Here is a 17,632-nt window from a genome sequence, read left to right as displayed (position 1 = left end):
CCCCGGACGAAAGCCGCCCACCATGACCACCGCCGTTTCCGAGACCGGCAGCCCGCCCCCGCCCGGTCCGCTCACCCGGGCCAAGCGCTCCTTCGACACCCACTGGTACGCCTGGGCCATGGTGCTGCCGGTGGTCGTGGTCCTGGCCGTGCTCGTCGGCTATCCGCTGGGCCGGGGCGTCTATCTGTCCTTCACCGACGCCAACGAGGCGAACGTCGGCCGCACCATCGGCGTCAACCACATCGCGGCGACGTACAAGTCGGTCGGTCTGGACAACTACTGGAAGGTGCTGTCCGGGCAGGAGGGCCACTTCTACTCTCGGCTCGGCTGGACCGTGGTGTGGACCACGAGCTGTGTGCTGCTGCACTACACGATCGGCCTCGGGCTCGCGCTGCTGCTCAACCGGCCGCTGCGGTTCCGGGCGCTGTACCGGGTGCTGCTGATCCTGCCGTGGGCGGTGCCCGCGTTCGTCGCCACCTTCTCCTGGCGGCTGATGTTCAACGAGAAGTACGGCGTCTTCAACGCCTTCCTGAACACCCTCGGCATCGACCCCGTCGACTGGCTGGGCGACAGCACCCTCCAGAAGGTGTCGGCGGTCGCCGTCAATGTGTGGCTGGGCGTGCCGTTCATGATGGTGGCGATCCTCGGCGGGCTCCAGTCGATACCCAAGGAGCTGCACGAGGCCGCGGAGATGGACGGGGCGACCCCGTGGCAGCGCTTCCGGCACGTGACCCTGCCGGGGCTGCGGCCGGTGAGCGGCACGGTGATCCTGCTGGGCGTCATCTGGACGTTCAACATGTTCCAGGTGATCTACCTGCTGATCGGGCAGGGTGCGAGCTCCGAGAGCGAGATCCTGGTGACCTACGCCTACCGTCTCGCCTTCCAGGGCGTGCGTGACTACGCGGGCTCCGCCACCTACGGCATCCTCATCCTCTCCCTGCTGCTGGTCTTCGCCGTCTTCCACCGCCGGACGCTCGCCCGCCAGGAGGCCACCCGATGAGCGACAAGAGCCCCCTCGGCGCCACCGCCCGGCCGCCCAAGGCCCGTGGCGAGCGGTCGCGCGGCGCGTCCGTCGCGCTGCACACCACGCTCGCCGTCGCGAGCCTGATCGCCCTGTTCCCGGTGCTCTTCGTCGTCTTCGTCTCGCTGCGCGGACGCGACGGCTGGCAGGAGCCCACCCGGTTCGTCGGCTTCGACCTGTCCAACTACACCCACATCCTGGGCGAGACGAAGTTCCTGACCTGGTTCGGGAACTCCGTGATCGTGTCCCTGGGGGCCACCCTGCTCGGGGTGTTCGTCGCGGCGACCGCGGGCTACGCCGTCTCCCGGATGCGCTTCCCCGGCCACCGCTCGCTGATGTGGACCTTCCTGGTCGTTCAGATGTTCCCGATGGCGGTGCTGATCGTGCCGTTGTACAACATTTTGGGTGAACTCGAACTCCTGGACTCCTACCTCGGTCTGATCGTGACCTACTGCTCGGTCTCCGTGCCGTTCTGCGCCTGGATGCTCAAGGGGTACTTCGACACCATTCCCGCCGAGATCGACGAGGCGGGGCGGGTGGACGGGCTGAGCCCCTTCGGCACCTTCTGGCGGCTGATCCTGCCGCTCGCCCGGCCCGGGCTGGCCGTGACCGGTTTCTACTCCTTCATCACCGCGTGGGGCGAAGTCGCCTTCGCCACCCAGTTCATGAGCAGCGAGGAGCACTACACCCTGGCGGTCGGCCTGCAGACCTTCGTCGGCCAGCAGAAGGCCGAGTGGGGCCTGATGACGGCCGCCGCCGTGCTGATCGCCGTCCCCGCCGGCGCCGTGTTCTTCCTGGCCCAGCGGCACCTGGTCGCCGGGCTGACCGCGGGCGGCACCAAGGGCTGACCTTGTCCGCCCGCCGTCGTTGACCCGTACGGCCCCGCCGGCACCCCGCCCGCCCCGTCCGCCGCCCGCACCGCATCCCGCCCGTCTCTCGCAACCGAATAGGACGTACATGACCCAGGACCTCGCGCCCTCCGTCCGCAGCCAGGGCGCCGCCCCCTCCTCGCCGCAGGCGGAGGGCTGGTGGCGCAGCGCCGTCATCTACCAGGTGTACGTGCGCTCCTTCGCCGACAGCGACGGCGACGGCATCGGCGACCTGCGAGGGATCCGCGAGCGGCTGCCGCACCTGGCCGGGCTGGGTGTGGACGCCGTGTGGCTGACGCCGTTCTACGCCTCGCCGCAGGCGGACGGCGGTTACGACGTGGCGGACTACCGTGCCGTGGACCCGCTGTTCGGGGATCTGTCGGACGCCGACGACCTGGTCCGGGAGGCGCACCGGCTGGGGCTGCGGGTCATCGTCGACATCGTGCCCAACCACACCTCCGAGCGGCACGCGTGGTTCCGGGCCGCGCTCGCGGACCGTCCGGGGGGGACGGCCCGCGCGCGCTACCACTTCCGGCCGGGCCGGGGCGCGGCCGGGGAACTGCCGCCCAACGACTGGGAGTCCGTCTTCGGCGGCCCGGCGTGGACCCGGACGGCGGGCCCCGACGGCACCCCGGGCGAGTGGTACCTCCACCTCTTCGCCCCCGAGCAGCCCGACCTCAACTGGGAGAACCCCCAGGTGCGGGAGGAGTTCGACTCGGTGCTGCGGTTCTGGCTGGACCTGGGCGTGGACGGCTTCCGGATCGACGTGGCGCACGGCATGGTCAAGGCCCCGGGGCTGCCGGACATCGGCCGCAAGGAGCAGGCGAAGCTGATCGGCGCGCAGGTGCTGCCGTTCTTCGACCAGGACGGCGTGCACGAGATCCACCGCGCCTGGCGGCAGCTGCTGGACTCCTACGCCGGCGAGCGGATCGGGGTGGCCGAGGCCTGGGCGCCGACCTCGGAGCGGCTGGCGCTGTACGTGCGCCCGGACGAGCTGCACCAGGCGTTCAACTTCCAGTTCCTGACCTGCGCGTGGGACGCGGCGGAGATGCGCACGGTGATCGACGCGTCACTGGACGCGACCCGGTCGGTGGGCGCGCCCACCACCTGGGTGCTGTCCAACCACGACGTCGTCCGGCACACCACCCGTTACGGCGGCGGTGAGCGGGGCCTCGCGCGGGCACGGGCGGCGGCGCTGCTGATGCTGGCGCTGCCCGGCTCGGCCTATGTCTACCAGGGCGAGGAGCTGGGCCTGCCGGAGGTCGTGGACCTGCCGGACGAGGTGCGCCAGGACCCGGCGTTCTTCCGCGGGGACGGCCAGGACGGCACCCGGGACGGCTGCCGGGTGCCGCTGCCGTGGTCGGGCGACGAGGCTCCGTACGGCTTCGGGCCCGGTGGCAGCTGGCTGCCGCAGCCCGCCGAGTGGGCCGAGCTGTCGGTGGCGGCGCAGTCCGGCGACCCGCGCTCGACCCTGGAGCTGTACCGCTCGGCGCTGACGCTGCGCCGGGAGCTGCCGGGTCTGGGCGACGGGGAGATGAGCTGGCTGGCCGGTCCGGAGGGGGTGCTGGCGCTGTCCCGGCCGGGTTTCGTGTGCACGCTCAACACCCTGGACGAGGAGGTGGAGATGCCGGTGCCGGGCCGCCCGGTGCTCGCCACCCGCGCCCTGGAGTTCTCCGGCGGGACGGTCCGGCTGCCCTCCGATTCCTGTGTCTGGTGGGCAGTCTGAGATGCGACCGGTAAGGTCCAGTCCTGTGACCGCCCGGCTAGCCGATATCGCAGCCCAGGCGGGTGTCAGCGAAGCAACCGTCAGTCGCGTCCTCAACGGGAAGCCGGGGGTGGCCGCCTCCACCCGCCAGTCCGTGCTGGCCGCGCTCGACGTGCTGGGCTACGAGCGGCCCGTGCGGCTGCGGCAGCGCAGCGAGGGCCTGGTGGGGCTGATCACGCCCGAGCTGGACAACCCCATCTTCCCGGCGTTCGCCCAGGTCATCGGGCAGGCCCTGACCCGCCAGGGATACACCCCGGTGCTGGCGACCCAGACGCCGGGCGGCTCCACGGAGGACGAGCTGACGGAGATGCTCGTCGATCGGGGCGTCGCCGGCATCATCTTCGTCTCCGGGTTGCACGCCGACACCTCCGCCGATATGCAGCGCTACGAGCGGCTGCGCGCGCAGGGCGTGCCGTTCGTGCTGATCAACGGCTTCTCGCCGAAGGTGCGGGCGCCGTTCGTCTCGCCCGACGACCGGGCGGCCGTCCGGCTGGCCGTCACCCATCTGGCGGCGCTGGGGCACCGGCGGATCGGGCTGGCGCTGGGCCCCAAGCGGTATGTACCGGTACAGCGGAAGATCGAGGGTTTCCTCCGCGCCATGCAGGACGAACTGGGCGTCGGGCCGGGCGACGCCGAGGAGCTGATCGAGCACTCGCTGTTCAGCCTGGAGGGCGGCCAGGCGGCGGCCGCCGCGCTCCTGGCGCGGGGCGCGACCGCCGTCGTGTGCGCGAGCGACATGATGGCCCTCGGCGTCGTGCGGGCGGCCCGTCAGCTGGGCCTGGAGGTGCCCCGGGACGTCTCCGTGGTGGGCTTCGACGACTCTCCGCTCATCGCCTTCACGGACCCGCCGCTGACCACCATCCGGCAGCCCGTGCCGTCCATGGGGCAGGCGGCGGTCAGGGCGCTGCTGGAGGAGGTCGGGGGGACCCCCGCGCCGCACAGCGAATTCGTGTTCCTGCCCGAATTGGTGGTTCGTGGTTCAACGGCTTCGGCCCCGGCCCAAGACCAGACTTGGGGATGATCTGGCCCCCGCCCGTATCTGGCAGACTGTTTCTCTATGGGTGAAGCGACAGTAAGGACCCTGGAAGGCCGGACGGCCGCCCCGCCACCCACCGAGGAGCGAGCGGACCGGCCGTCGCCCGAGGGTGCCGTCCAGCGAAAACCCCGCCTGTGGACGCCGCGCTCACCGCGTCGGCCACGGCTGTGGTTCGAGGTGCTGCTGATCGCGGTGAGTTACTGGACGTATTCCCTGGTGCGCAACGCCGTGCCCGAGCAGCGGGCCGCGGCGTTGCGCAACGCCGACTGGATCTGGAGCGTCGAGAACACCCTCCACATCGCCGTGGAGAACACCGTCAACCACGCCGTCAATTCGGTGACGTGGCTGATCGTGGGGATGAACTACTACTACGCCACCCTGCACTTCGTCCTCACCATCGGTGTGCTCGTGTGGCTCTACCGCTGGCATCCCGGGCGGTACGCCGCGGCCCGGCTGGCGCTCTTCGCGACCACGGGCGTCGCCCTGCTCGGTTACTACCTGTTCCCGCTGGCCCCGCCCCGGCTGATGAACGGCGTGGATTTCGTCGACACCGTCCTGGTGCACCACACCTGGGGCTCGATGGCCTCGGGCAATCTCGCCAACGTCTCCAACCAGTACGCGGCGATGCCGTCGATGCACATCGGCTGGTCCACGTGGTGCGGCGTCACGATCGCCCTGCTGGCCCGCCCGGTGTGGGTGCGGGTGCTCGGCGCGCTGTACCCGGTGGCGACGCTGGTCGTCATCGTGGCGACGGCGAACCACTTCTGGCTGGACGCCGTGGGCGGGCTCCTGTGCCTCTCGTTCGGCTTCGGGCTCTCGTTCGTGTGGTTCCGGGGCTTCCCGCACCGGCTGGCCCGGCACGTGGCCGCGGCGGGCGCCGGCCCGTCCGGCGAGGCCGGGGCCGCCGCGCCCTCGCGCGGCCGAGGCTGACGGGCGGCCCCCGCGGCGGTGCCCCGGGCGCCGCTCACGCGCCGTAGAACAGCTCCTCCACGACGGCGCGGGCACGCCGCGTCGTCCGGCGGTAGTCGTCCAGCATCTCCCCCACGTGCCCCGGTTCGTACCCCAGGTACCGCCCCACCGCCGCCAGCTCCCGGCTCTCGGTCGGGAAGGTGTCGCCGGACCGGCCGCGCACGAGCATGACCGCGTTGCGGACGCTGGTCGCCAGCACCCACGCATCGTCCAGTATGGCCGCGTCCTCGGTGCTCAGCAGCTCGGCGGCGCGGGCGGCGCGCAGGGCCTCGCGGGTGCGGGTGGTGCGCAGGCCGGGCTCGGCCCAGCCGTGCCGCATCTGGAGCAGCTGCACGGTCCACTCGACGTCGGACAGCCCGCCGCGGCCCAGCTTGGTGTGGGTCGTCGGGTCCCCGCCGCGCGGCAGCCGCTCGGTCTCCATCCGGGCCTTCAGCCGCCGGATCTCCCGGACCGCGTCCTCGCCGAGGCCCTCGGCCGGGTAGCGCAGCGGGTCGACCAGGTCGATGAAGCGCCGGCCGAGGTCGGCGTCGCCCGCGACCGGCCGGGCGCGCAGCAGCGCCTGGCTCTCCCACACCAGCGACCAGCGCCGGTAGTAGGCGGCGTAGGAGGCGAGGCTGCGCACGATCGGGCCGGACTTGCCCTCGGGGCGCAGGTCGGCGTCGATGAGCAGCGGCGGGTCGGCGGTGGGCAGTTGCAGCAGGCGGCGCATCTCGGTGGCGACGGCGAACGCGGCCTTGGCCGCCTCCTCCTCGGGGACGCCCTCGCGGGCCTCGTGGACGAAGAGGACGTCGGCGTCGGAGCCGTAGCCCTGCTCGTGGCCGCCGAAGCGGCCCATGCCGATGACGGCGAAGCGGGTGGGGAGGGTGTCGCCCCACTCGGCGCGGACGGCGGCGCGCAGCGCTCCGGCCACGGCGGCCGCGTTGAGGTCGGAGACGGCGTCGCCGACGGTGTCGGCGCGGAGGTGGGTGTCACTGGGCGCGGTGTCGGCGGGGGGACTCGCGGCGGTGCCGTGGGTGCCATGGGTGCCGTTGGTGCCGTTGTGCCGCCAGGAGGGTTCGGGTCCGGTGCGCCCGTAGGCACCGATGATGTCGGCGGCGGCGGTGCGGAACAGCTCGCGGCGGCGCACGCCGCGCACGGCGACGATGGCGGCCTCTGCGTCCTCGGCCCGGCCCACGGCGGCCAGCACCTCCTGCTCCAGGGCCTCCAGGCCACGCGGGCGCAGGCCCTCGGGGTCGCCGAGCAGGGCGACGGCCTCGGGGGCGCGCAGCAGCAGGTCGGGGGCGAGCCGGCCGGCGGAGAGCACCCGGGCGAGGTTCTCGGCGGCGGCGCCCTCGTCGCGCAGCAACCGGAGGTACCAGGGGGTCCTGCCGAGGGCGTCGGAGACCTTGTGGAAGTTGAGCAGTCCGGCGTCGGGGTCGGCGGAGTCGGCGAACCAGCCGAGCAGGACGGGCAGCAGGGTGCGCTGGATGGCCGCCTTGCGGGAGACCCCGGAGGCGAGCGCCTCCAGGTGGCGCAGGGCGGCGGCGGGGTCGGCGTAGCCGAGGGCCTCCAGGCGCTGCCCGGCGGCCTTGGCACTGAGCCGGGCGGCGCCGGGCTCCAGCTGGGCGACGGCGTCGAGAAGGGGCCGGTAGAAAAGCTTCTCGTGCAGCCGCCGCACCTCGCGGGCATGCCGCTTCCACTCCTTGCCGAGCCCGTCGACCGGCTCGGTGCCGGCCGGCCAGCGGAAGGCGCGGGCCAGTGACCGCCCCAGCCGGCGCAGGTCGGCCTCGGCCTCCGGCATCAGATGGGTGCGGCGCAGCCGGTGGAGCTGGATGTGGTGCTCCAGCGTGCGCAGGAAGCGGTAGGCGGAGTCGAGGGCGGCGGCGTCGGAGCGGCCCACGTAGCCGCCGGCGGCGAGCGCGGTCAGGGCGCCGAGGGTGTTGCCGCCGCGCAGGGTGGCGTCGCTGCGGCCGTGCACCAACTGGAGGAGCTGGACGGCGAATTCGACGTCGCGCAGGCCGCCGGGGCCGAGCTTGAGCTCGCGCTCGACCTGGGTGGCGGGGATGGAGGCGACGACACGGCGGCGCATCTGCTGGACGTCGGCGACGAAGTTCTCCCGCTCGGCGGCCTGCCACACCAGCGGTGAGACGGCGTCCACGTACGCCTGCCCGAGGTCCTCGTCGCCGGCGACCGGCCGGGCCTTGAGGAGGGCCTGGAACTCCCAGGTCTTCGCCCAGCGTTGGTAGTAGGCGAGGTGGCTGGAGAGGGTGCGCACGAGGGGGCCGTTGCGCCCCTCGGGGCGGAGGTTGGCGTCGACGGGCCAGATGGTGCCCTCGGGGGTGACGTCGGAGCAGACCCGCATCATCCGGGAGGCGAGCCGGGTCGCGGCCCGCACGGCGTCGGCCTCCGGTGCGGTGTCGCGCGGCTCGGCGACGAAGACGACGTCGACGTCCGAGACGTAATTGAGCTCCCCGCCCCCGCACTTGCCCATCCCGATGACGGCGAGCCGGCAGCGGCCGGCGTCCTCCGGCTGCTCCTCGGCGGCGATGGCCAGGGCGGCGCGGAGGGTCGCGGTCGCCAGGTCGGCCAGCTCGGCGGCGGTCCGGGCGACGTCGGTGGTGCCGCACACGTCACGGGCGGCGATGGTCAGCAGGCACCGGCGGTAGGCGGCGCGCAGCGCGTCGGCGGGCGTGAGCCCGGCGCCCCGGTCGCCGCGCACCCCCTCGGCGAGGGCCCGCTCGAACTCCGGTACGCCGGGGTGCAGATCGGCCGCCTCGTAGGCGACGAGCGCGTACCAGTCGCCGGGGTGGCGGACGAGGTGGTCGCCGAGCGCCTCGGAGGCGCCGAGGACGCCGAGCAGCCGGTCGCGCAGCGGCTTGGCGGTGACGAGCGTGTCCAGGAACGTCTGCCGGTCGGCGCCGCCAAGCGCCTCCACGAGGCGGACGAGGCCGCGCAGGGCGAGGTCCGGGTCGGCGGTGGCGCCGAGGGCGTCGAGGAGGAGCGGATCGGAGTGCACGGGGGCGAGCTCCGGGGTCTCCAGCAGCCGCTCGGCGGCCGCGGTGTCGGTGAAGCCGTGGCGCAGCAGCCGGGTGTACGAGCTGCTGCGGCGCCCCTGTGGCATTGTCATCGACAACCCTCTCGTCCGCCGCCGGCGGCCCGGGCCGGCCCGCGCCGACCTTGATGAGGATCATAGCCCCGGGCCCCCGCGCCCTGACGGGTGGCGGAAGGCGCCCGTCCGGCGGCCGGGGGCACCCGGAGGACACGGGGAGGGGAGAGGCCCCCCGCGCTCCCCTACAGCACCGGCAGCATCTTCCGCAGCTCGAAAGCGGTCACCTCGGAGCGGTACTCCTCCCACTCCTGCTTCTTGTTGCGCAGGAAGAAGTCGAAGACGTGCTCACCGAGCGTCTCCGCCACCAGCTCGCTCCGCTCCATGAGCTCGATCGCCTCGCCCAGGTTCTGCGGCAGCGGCTCGATGCCCATCGCCCGCCGCTCCGCGTCGGACAGCGCCCACACGTCGTCGTCGGCGCCGGCCGGGAGCTCGTAGCCCTCCTCGATGCCCTTGAGGCCGGCGGCGAGCAGCACCGCGTAGGTCAGGTAGGGGTTGGCGCCGGAGTCGATGGAACGGACCTCGACCCGGGCGGAGCCGGTCTTGCCGGGCTTGTACATCGGGACGCGGATGAGCGCGGAGCGGTTGTTGTGGCCCCAGCAGATGTACGAGGGGGCCTCGCCGCCCGCGCCGGCGCTGCGGGCCGAGCCGCCCCAGATGCGCTTGTAGGAGTTGACCCACTGGTTGGTCACGGCCGAGATCTCGGCGGCGTGCTTCAGCAGGCCCGCGATGAAGGACCGGCCGACCTTGGACAGCTGGTACTCCGCGCCGGACTCGTAGAAGGCGTTCCGGTCGCCCTCGAAGAGGGAGAGGTGGGTGTGCATCCCGGAGCCCGGGTACTCGGAGAACGGCTTGGGCATGAAGGTGGCCTGCACGCCCTGCTCCAGGGCGACCTGCTTCATCACCAGGCGGAAGGTCATGATGTTGTCCGCCGTGGACAGCGCGTCGGCGTAGCGGAGGTCGATCTCCTGCTGGCCGGGGGCGCCCTCGTGGTGGCTGAACTCGACCGAGATGCCCATGGATTCGAGCATGGTGATGGCCTGGCGGCGGAAGTCCATGCCCACGTTCTGCGGGGTGTGGTCGAAGTAGCCGGAGGAGTCGGCGGGCACCGGGCGGGTGCCGTCGACCGGCTTGTCCTTGAGGAGGAAGAACTCGATCTCGGGGTGGGTGTAGAAGGTGAAGCCGAGGTCGGAGGTCTTGGCCAGGATGCGCTTGAGGACGTAGCGCGGGTCGGCGTAGGAGGGCGAGCCGTCCGGCATGAGGATGTCGCAGAACATCCGGGCGGTGCCGGGGGCCTCCGCGCGCCAGGGCAGGATCTGGAAGGTGCCCGGATCCGGCTTGGCGATCATGTCGGACTCGTACACCCGGGCGAAGCCCTCGATGGCGGAGCCGTCGAAGCCGATGCCCTCGTCGAAGGCCTGCTCCAGCTCGGCCGGGGCGACGGCCACGGACTTCAGATAGCCGAGGACGTCGGTGAACCACAGCCGCACGAACCGGATGTCGCGCTCTTCGAGCGTGCGGAGCACGAACTCCTGCTGCTTATCCATATCTACCTATCCTTGCAGGTCGGACGGCTCGTATCAGCGGCTGTGGCGAGTGCCGGGCCTTGAGTATCGCGTTCTCGGGTTACCGCGGGGTTTCCAGGAGAACCCCTTCACGGGTGCATCGTACTTATGCCCGGATAGGCGGCGTGGCCAGCACGGCCGCCGCGATGGCCTGCGGCCGGTCGTACATCAGCAGGTGGCCGGCCGGGGCCACGGCCTCGAAGCGCCCGTCGAGGCGGTCGGCGAGGGCGCGCTGCCGCTCCAGCCAGCGGCGCTCCAGCGTGGAGCCGGTGCCGGGCGAGGCGGCGAGGACGCTCACCGGGACGGGTGGCATCGGGTGGTGCTCGCGGAGGTCCAGCAGCTCGGCGGCGACGTCGCGGTAACGGGCGTTCTCCATGAGCAGGGCGCGTGCCACCCGGCCGGTGCCGTACGTACGGCGCACGAGGTCGGCCGAGGTCGGGTCCTGGCGGCTGACCGAGGAGGCGCGGACGGCCAGCCGGCGCAGGGACGGGCCGAGGGCGCGGGGCAGGCCGGTGGCGGCGAGGACCAGGCCGCGGGCGTGCGCGGCGGTGGTGCGCAGCTCGCGCGCGGGAGCGGGCCGGGGTTCCTCCTCCACACTGCCGTCGACGAGCACGATGCCCGCCGTGCGCTCCGGGTGCAGCCGGGCGAACGCCTCGGCGTGGAATCCGGCGAGGGAGTGACCCACGACCGTGACCGGCTCCTTCACCCCGAGGGCGTCGAGGACGCCGCCTATCCGGGCGGCTTCCCCGGCCGCGGTGGGCGGTTCCAGGGCCGGGGCGCTGAAGCCCAGGCCGGGGCGGTCGAAGCGGACGACGGTGCGGTGGGGCGTGAGCAGCGGCACCACCGGCTCCCAGTCGAACCAGCCCATGCCGAGGCCCGCGCTCAGCACACAGACCGGGCCCGAGCCCTCGCACACGACGTGCAGCGGTACGCCGCCCACGCGCAGCATGTGCCCGGGTGGTCGCGTCTCTTCGGCCATGCTCTCCACACCGTCCCCCTCAGTGGTACGTCCGGTTCGCCGCCGCGCCCGGACGGGCGACGGTAGCGGAAGGGGGACCCTTGCTGCCTGACCGGCCTGAGCGCGACGAGACGACCGTACCGGCGCGGGTCGGGGGCGCGTGCCACACCCCCGGCACACCTGCGGCGCACCCCGCCCGGCGGTCGCCGGGCGGGCCCTAGCCGTCCGTCCCGGCCGCCCCGGCCGCCCGGTGTTCCGGTGCCACCCAGTGCGGCTTGCGGAACTTCAGCAGGGCGAGCGGCGCGAGGAAGCCGAGGACCAGCAGGCCGCCGCCCACGGTCAGCAGGTAGCGCCAGAGCGGGCCGCCGCCGAACTGCTCCGGCGGTACGAAGCCGATGCACATGGCCGCGAGCGAGGCGGCGAAGCCGGCGCCCGCGACGAGCCGCACGGCGGGCACCCGGAAGCCGCGCGGCCGGTCGGGCTGAGTGGTGCGCAGCCGGACGACGGCGGCGAACATCAGCAGGTAGACGACGAGGTAGATCTGGGTGGTGATCACCGAGAAGATCCAGTACGCGCTGGAGACGTCCGGCAGGAAGGCGTAGAGGAGCGCGATGAGCGTGGTGAGCGCGCCCTGGGCGACCAGGATGTTGCGCGGCACGCCCCTCTTGTTCAGCTTCTGGAGGGCAGGCGGCAGATAGCCCTCCTGCCGGGCGACCATCAGCAGCCCCTTGGAGGGGCCCGCCAGCCAGGCCAGCATGCCGCCGAGCGCGGCGGCGACGAGCAGCACACCGACGACCTTGGTCAGCCAGCCCACGCCGAAGTGGTCGAAGAAGCCCTGGAACGCCTGCATCACCCCGGCGGTCAGGCTGAGGTCCTCGCCCGGCATCACCCAGCTGATGGCCAGCGCCGGCAGGATGAAGATCAGCAGAACAAGTCCGGTGGCGGCGAAGACCGAGCGCGGGAACTGCTTGCCCGGCTCTCGCAGCGAGGACACGTGCACGCCGTTCATCTCCATGCCCGCGTAGGACAGGAAGTTGTTGACGATCAGGACGAGGCTGGCCAGCCCGGTCCACGGCGGCAGCGCGTGGCCGGCGTCCATGGGCGCGGCGGAGGCGTTGCCCTGGCCGAGGAAGACCATGCCGAGGACGACGAGCACCACGCCCGGGATCAGGGTGCCGATCACCAGACCGGCGCCGGCGAGCCCGGCGACCGCCTTCGTACCGCGCGAGGAGATCAGCACGCCCGCCCAGTAAATGACGACGATGACGACGGCGACGTAGACGCCGTTATCGGCGAGCCGCGGGTCGACGACGTACGCGAAGGTGCTCGCGACGTAGGCCAGCAGGCTCGGGTAGTAGGCGATCGTCATCGCGAACTGGCACCAGACGGCCAGGAAGCCCAGCGGCTTGGAGGACAGCCCCTCGCTCACCCAGCGGTAGACGCCCCCGGTCCAGCCGGAGGCGAGCTCGGCGGAGACGAGCGCGGTCGGCAGCAGGAAGACGACGGCGGGGACGAGGTAGAGGAAGACGGCGGCGAGGCCGTAGAGCGCCATGGAGGGGGAAGGGCGCAGGTTCGCGACGGACGCGGTGGTCATCATCGCGAGGGTCACCCATGAGATGAACTGCGTCTGGGTGGCGCCCGGGAGGGCGGGGCCCGTGGCGAGGGGACGTTCGTCCCTCACCTGTTCCGTGATGGTCATGGGAGGGGGAGCGTCCTTCGGGCCGAGCGTTCGAGCTGTTTTCCTCCCAATGATCCCACCCCCGGACACCTGGAGAGGAATACCCCGAGGGGGTAGGGTGCGGGAGGGAGTGACGAGCGCGGAGAGGGCCGGAGGGGTGAGCTGACGTGGGAGAACGGCGGAGGGTGGTCGCGTGGTGCGGCCGTCTGCTGCTGTTCGCGGCGCTCCTGATGGGCATCGTGACGATGCACACGCTCGGCCACCCGACGAGCGGCCACGGGGCCGGCTCGGGGGCCGGCGGTGGCACCCACGGGGTCGCGGCGGCGGAGCCCGGGCATGCCGGGGCCGGCGGGGCGCACGGGGCCGCCGGGGCCCGGGTGGAGGCCGGTCCCGGCGGTGGCCCGCACCCGGCTCCGGCCGCCGGGCGTCCCGGCGATCACGCGGGTGCCTGCCGTGCGGGGTGCGGGGCCGGGCCGGAGCGGGCGGTGGGCGGGGCTGCTTCGCTTTACGCCCCGCCCACCGCCCGCTCCGGCCCGCCCCCTCCCGTATCCGCGGCTGCCGCTCGTCCGGCCACGCCCGTGTCCACCCTCCTGGCGTCGGTCGCTCTCGCCCGCCCGGCCGTTCCCGGCGACCGCTCGGACCGGTCTACGGACGCGGCGGCGCGGATGGCCGGGCAGGCCGGGCAGGCCGTGACGGCGGCGAAGCTCTCGGCAGGGGAACAGTCCGCCCGCGCCCACGGCGGTCCCCGGGTCTCCGACCCCGCGCACCGCACCGGCATGGATCCCATGTCCGTCTGCCTCGCCGTGCTCGGCGCCGCCCTGCTGGCCCTCGTCCTCCTCCTCACCGCCGCCGCTCTCCGGCGCCGCCTCGCGGCGCGCCCCGCCGCCGCCCGCGCTCTGCTGCGCGACCTGTGGCCCCTGCCTCCCCCGCCACGGCACAAGTCCCTCGCCCGGTTGTCGGTGCTGCGCGTATAGCGACGCGCGCCCGCCGTCCGCCCGTACTCCCCGTACGCGCGCACGGCGGTACGCGATCGCTCACGTCCGTACGCGGACATCCGCACACCCGACACCACGAGGTGCACTTCCCATGCGCACGACTTCCCGCCGCGCCGTCCTCGGCGCGGGACTCGCCGTCGCCGGCGGCGGCCTGCTCACCGCCTGCTCCCAGGACTCCACGGGTCCCGGTGACGCCAAGGCGCCCACCGCGCCGCCCGCCGACTACGTCTCGCCGGACGGCAAGGAGGTGGCCGCCGCCGAGGCGAAGCGCGGCACCGGACCCGTCCGCGACGTCCGGCTGACGGCCACCCGCACCAGGGTCGACCTGGGCGGCGGACGCTCCGTCGACACCTGGGCGTACGGCGACCGGCTGCCCGGCCAGGAGGTCCGGGTCACGGCGGGCGACACCCTCGCCCTCACCCTCGCCAACCACCTGCCCGAGCCCACGTCCCTGCACTGGCACGGGCTGGCCCTGCGCAACGACATGGACGGCGTGCCCGGCCTCACCCAGCCCGCGATCAAGCCCGGCGCGTCCCACGACTACCGCTTCACGCTCGCGCACCCCGGCACGTACTGGTTCCACCCGCACTCGGGGGTGCAGCAGGACCGGGGGCTGTACGCGCCGCTGATCGTGGAGGACCCGAAGGAGCCGCTGAAGTACGACAAGGAGTGGGTCGTCGTCCTGGACGACTGGGTGGACGGGGTGGACGGCAGCACCCCGGACGCGGTGCTGGCGGAGCTGGGCCGTGGCATGGGCGGGATGAGCCACGGCGGCGGGGGCGGTGGCATGGACCACGGTGGCGGCCACGACATGAGCGGCCACGACATGAGCGGTCACGGCATGGGCGCCGCGCCGAAGCCCTCGGGTTCCTCCGGCCCGTCGCGCATGCTCATGGGGGCGACGAGCTCCCTCCTGGGCGGTGACGCGGGAGACGTGGCGTACCCCCACTACCTGGTCAACGGGCGGACGGCCGCCGACCCCGGGACGTTCCGGGCCCGGCCCGGCGACCGGATCCGGATCCGGTTCGTCAACGCGGGCGGCGACACGGCCTTCCGGGTCGCGCTCGGCGACCACCGCATGACGGTGACGCACACCGACGGCTTCCCCGTCGCGCACGCGGAGACGGACGCGCTGCTGCTGGGCATGGGCGAGCGCTACGACGTGCTGGTCGAGGCGAAGGACGGAGTCTTCCCGCTGACCGCCCTGGCCGAAGGCAAGAAAGCCTCGGCGCTGGCACTGCTGCGCACCGCCGACGGCACGGCGCCCGACGCGTCCGTACGCCCCCGGGAGCTCGACGGCAGGCTCCTGACGGCGGACCGGCTGAAGGCGGACGCGAGCGTGCGCCTGAAGGACCGGCGCCCGGACCGCACGCTGACCTTCGCGCTCACCGGCTCTATGGAGAAGTACGACTGGGCGATCAACGGCCGGAAGTACACGCCGTCGCAGCGCTACCCGGTGGCGGCGGGGGAAAGGGTGCGGATGGCGTTCGTGAACCGCACGACGATGTGGCACCCGATGCACCTGCACGGGCACACGTTCGGGCTGCCGGGCGGCGGGGCGCGGAAGGACACGGCGGTAGTGCTGCCGGGGAAGCGGCTGGAGGTGGACTTCGACGCGGACAACCCCGGGCTGTGGATGCTCCACTGCCACAACGTGTACCACGCGGAGTCGGGGATGATGACGGTGCTGGGGTACAGAAGGTAAGCCGTCCGGCGTTCGAGGATCCGGGGGTCCGGGGGTCCGGGGGCGGAGCCCCCGGTAACGGGAAGGGGCGGGGTGGGGGAAGGCCCCGCGCAGCGCCACCCCCGCCCCACCCGCCCGCACCCGGACCCCGCCCCCCGAACCCCGCGCCGGACCCCCATCGCGTCAGTCAGACGATTACACTCGCCCCCGTGGCACAACTTCGTCTCGCCCTGAACCAGATCGACTCCTGCGTCGGCGATCTCGCCGGGAACGCCGAGGCGATCGTCCACCGGACCCGGTACGCGGCGGAGCGCGGCGCCCACCTGGTCGCCTTCCCCGAGATGGCCCTGACGGGCTATCCCGTCGAGGACCTCGCGCTGCGCTCGTCCTTCGTCGAGGCCAGCCGTGCCGCGCTGGCCGGGCTCGCCGGGCGGCTCGCGGCCGAGGGGTTCGGCGAGCTGCCCGTGCTCGTCGGCTACCTCGACCGCAGCGAGGGCGGCACCCGCCTCGGCCAGCCGGCCGGCGCGCCGCGCAACGCCGCGGCCGTGCTGCACCGCGGCGCGGTGGCGCTGAGCTTCGCCAAGCACCACCTGCCGAACTACGGCGTCTTCGACGAGTTCCGGTACTTCGTGCCCGGCGACACGCTGCCCGTGGTGCGGGTGCGCGGCGTCGACGTCGCGCTCGCCATCTGCGAGGACCTGTGGCAGGAGGGCGGCCGGGTGCCCGCCACCCGTTCCGCCGGGGCCGGGCTGCTGCTGTCGGTCAACGCCTCGCCGTACGAGCGTGAGAAGGACGACACCCGTCTGGAGCTGGTCCGCACGCGCGCCCGGCAGGCGGGCTGCACGACCGCGTACCTCGCGATGACCGGCGGCCAGGACGAGCTGGTCTTCGACGGCGACACGATCGTCGTCGACCGTGACGGCGAGGTCCTCACGCGCGCCCCGCAGTTCGAGGAGACGTGCGTCCTGATCGACCTCGACCTGCCGGCCGCGCCCGCCGAGCCGCCGTCGGGGATCGTCGACGACGGTCTGCGCGTCGACCACGTCACCCTCTCGGCCGATCCGCTCCCGGCGTACGAGCCGGAGCCGCGCCCCGGCCCGGCGCCGCGTCTCAGCGACGATGAGGAGGTCTACAAGGCGCTGGTCACGGGCCTGCGCGCGTACGTCGCCAAGAACGGCTTCCGCGGTGTGCTGATCGGGCTCTCCGGCGGCATCGACTCCGCGCTCGTCGCCGCGCTCGCGTGCGACGCGGTCGGCGCGGAGAACGTCCACGGCGTGGCCATGCCGTCGCGGTACTCCTCCGAGCACTCCCTCGGGGACGCCGAGGAGCTCGCCCGGCGCACCGGCCTGCGCTTGCGCACCGTGCCCATCGCGCCGATGTTCGACGCGTACATGGGCGCGCTGGGCCTGACCGGCCTCGCCGAGGAGAACCTCCAGTCGCGGCTGCGCGGCACCATGCTGATGGCGCTCTCCAACCAGGAGGGCCACATCGTGCTCGCGCCGGGCAACAAGTCCGAGCTGGCGTGCGGTTATTCGACGCTCTACGGGGACTCGGTCGGCGCGTACGGGCCGATCAAGGACGTCTACAAGACGCTGGTCTTCCGGCTCGCGAGGTGGCGCAACGCGGACGCGGCCGGGCGCGGCGAGACCCCGCCGATCCCGGAGAACTCGATCACCAAGCCCCCGAGCGCGGAGCTCCGCCCGGGCCAGGTGGACACGGACTCCCTCCCTGATTACGAGGTCCTGGACCGGATCCTGGAGCTGTACGTCGACCGCGACCGCGGCCACGCGGAGATCATCGCGGCGGGCTTCGACCCGGAGCTGGTCACCCGCGTCCTGCGGCTGGTGGACACGGCGGAGTACAAGCGCCGCCAGTACCCGCCGGGCACGAAGATCTCGGCGAAGGGCTTCGGCAAGGACCGGCGGCTGCCGATCACGAACCGCTGGCGCGAGAAGGGCTGAGCGCCCGGGCGACGGCGGCCGGCACGGGAATGTCCACGCGGCCCCC

General features: G+C 73.1%; 12 protein-coding genes. 8 read left to right on the top strand and 4 right to left on the bottom strand.

Annotated elements, in window-relative coordinates; genetic code table 11:
* Nucleotides 1-22 precede the first annotated feature (22 nt).
* The 5 genes from LUZ64_RS03080 to LUZ64_RS03060 all read left to right on the top strand — a co-directional run bounded on the left by LUZ64_RS03080 (nucleotide 23) and on the right by LUZ64_RS03060 (nucleotide 5,621).
* Nucleotides 23-1,000 (top strand): carbohydrate ABC transporter permease, encoded by a 978-nt coding sequence (locus LUZ64_RS03080; protein WP_095578929.1) that lies wholly within the window; start codon nucleotides 23-25, stop codon nucleotides 998-1,000.
* A complete protein-coding gene (locus LUZ64_RS03075) occupies nucleotides 997-1,869 on the top strand; it encodes a sugar ABC transporter permease (RefSeq protein ID WP_095578930.1) in 873 nt (290 codons plus the stop codon). The genes LUZ64_RS03080 and LUZ64_RS03075 overlap by 4 nt, the downstream gene beginning before the upstream one ends.
* Nucleotides 1,870-1,978: 109 nt before the next feature.
* Nucleotides 1,979-3,616 carry a glycoside hydrolase family 13 protein gene (locus LUZ64_RS03070; RefSeq protein WP_095583519.1) on the top strand — a complete coding sequence of 546 codons (1,638 nt, stop codon included), beginning with the start codon at nucleotides 1,979-1,981 and terminating at the stop codon, nucleotides 3,614-3,616.
* A gap of 25 nt (nucleotides 3,617-3,641) precedes the next feature.
* Nucleotides 3,642-4,676, top strand: coding sequence for a LacI family DNA-binding transcriptional regulator (locus LUZ64_RS03065; RefSeq protein WP_211305120.1), 1,035 nt, complete (start codon nucleotides 3,642-3,644; stop codon nucleotides 4,674-4,676).
* 36 nt (nucleotides 4,677-4,712) lie between these two features.
* Entirely contained in the window at nucleotides 4,713-5,621 is a 909-nt protein-coding gene (locus LUZ64_RS03060; protein WP_095583517.1) for a phosphatase PAP2 family protein, read from the top strand.
* Nucleotides 5,622-5,655: 34 nt separating this feature from the next.
* Here the strand turns inward: LUZ64_RS03060 and LUZ64_RS03055 are convergent, their stop codons facing one another.
* From LUZ64_RS03055 to gadC, 4 genes are all read right to left on the bottom strand, one after another.
* Nucleotides 5,656-8,766 carry a bifunctional [glutamine synthetase] adenylyltransferase/[glutamine synthetase]-adenylyl-L-tyrosine phosphorylase gene (locus LUZ64_RS03055; RefSeq protein ID WP_095583516.1) on the bottom strand — a complete coding sequence of 1,037 codons (3,111 nt, stop codon included), beginning with the start codon at nucleotides 8,764-8,766 and terminating at the stop codon, nucleotides 5,656-5,658.
* Nucleotides 8,767-8,930: 164 nt separating this feature from the next.
* Nucleotides 8,931-10,292, bottom strand: a complete 1,362-nt coding sequence (gene glnA2 / locus LUZ64_RS03050; RefSeq protein WP_087928381.1) for a gamma-glutamylpolyamine synthetase GlnA2 — start codon at nucleotides 10,290-10,292, stop codon at nucleotides 8,931-8,933.
* A gap of 124 nt (nucleotides 10,293-10,416) precedes the next feature.
* Nucleotides 10,417-11,289, bottom strand: a complete 873-nt coding sequence (locus tag LUZ64_RS03045; RefSeq protein WP_095583520.1) for an alpha/beta fold hydrolase — start codon at nucleotides 11,287-11,289, stop codon at nucleotides 10,417-10,419.
* Nucleotides 11,290-11,485: 196 nt separating this feature from the next.
* On the bottom strand, nucleotides 11,486-12,967 hold the full coding sequence (gadC, locus tag LUZ64_RS03040) for a glutamate/gamma-aminobutyrate antiporter GadC (RefSeq protein ID WP_095583515.1): 1,482 nt from the start codon (nucleotides 12,965-12,967) through the stop codon (nucleotides 11,486-11,488).
* Nucleotides 12,968-13,113: 146 nt separating this feature from the next.
* Between gadC and LUZ64_RS03035 the strand changes: the two genes are divergently transcribed.
* The 3 genes from LUZ64_RS03035 (at nucleotide 13,114) to LUZ64_RS03025 (ending at nucleotide 17,586) form a co-directional block, all read left to right on the top strand.
* The gene (locus tag LUZ64_RS03035; RefSeq protein WP_232390104.1) at nucleotides 13,114-13,920 is read left to right on the top strand and encodes a hypothetical protein; all 807 of its coding nucleotides are present in this window, start codon (nucleotides 13,114-13,116) and stop codon (nucleotides 13,918-13,920) included.
* 112 nt (nucleotides 13,921-14,032) lie between these two features.
* The gene (locus tag LUZ64_RS03030) at nucleotides 14,033-15,646 is read left to right on the top strand and encodes a multicopper oxidase family protein (protein ID WP_095581733.1); all 1,614 of its coding nucleotides are present in this window, start codon (nucleotides 14,033-14,035) and stop codon (nucleotides 15,644-15,646) included.
* Nucleotides 15,647-15,834: 188 nt separating this feature from the next.
* Entirely contained in the window at nucleotides 15,835-17,586 is a 1,752-nt protein-coding gene (locus tag LUZ64_RS03025) for an NAD+ synthase (protein ID WP_095578489.1), read from the top strand.
* Nucleotides 17,587-17,632 lie beyond the last annotated feature (46 nt).

This window comes from Streptomyces albireticuli, assembly GCF_021228125.1.
Taxonomy (GTDB): domain Bacteria; phylum Actinomycetota; class Actinomycetes; order Streptomycetales; family Streptomycetaceae; genus Streptomyces; species Streptomyces albireticuli.
This window is presented reverse-complemented; position numbering and strand designations above follow the sequence as displayed.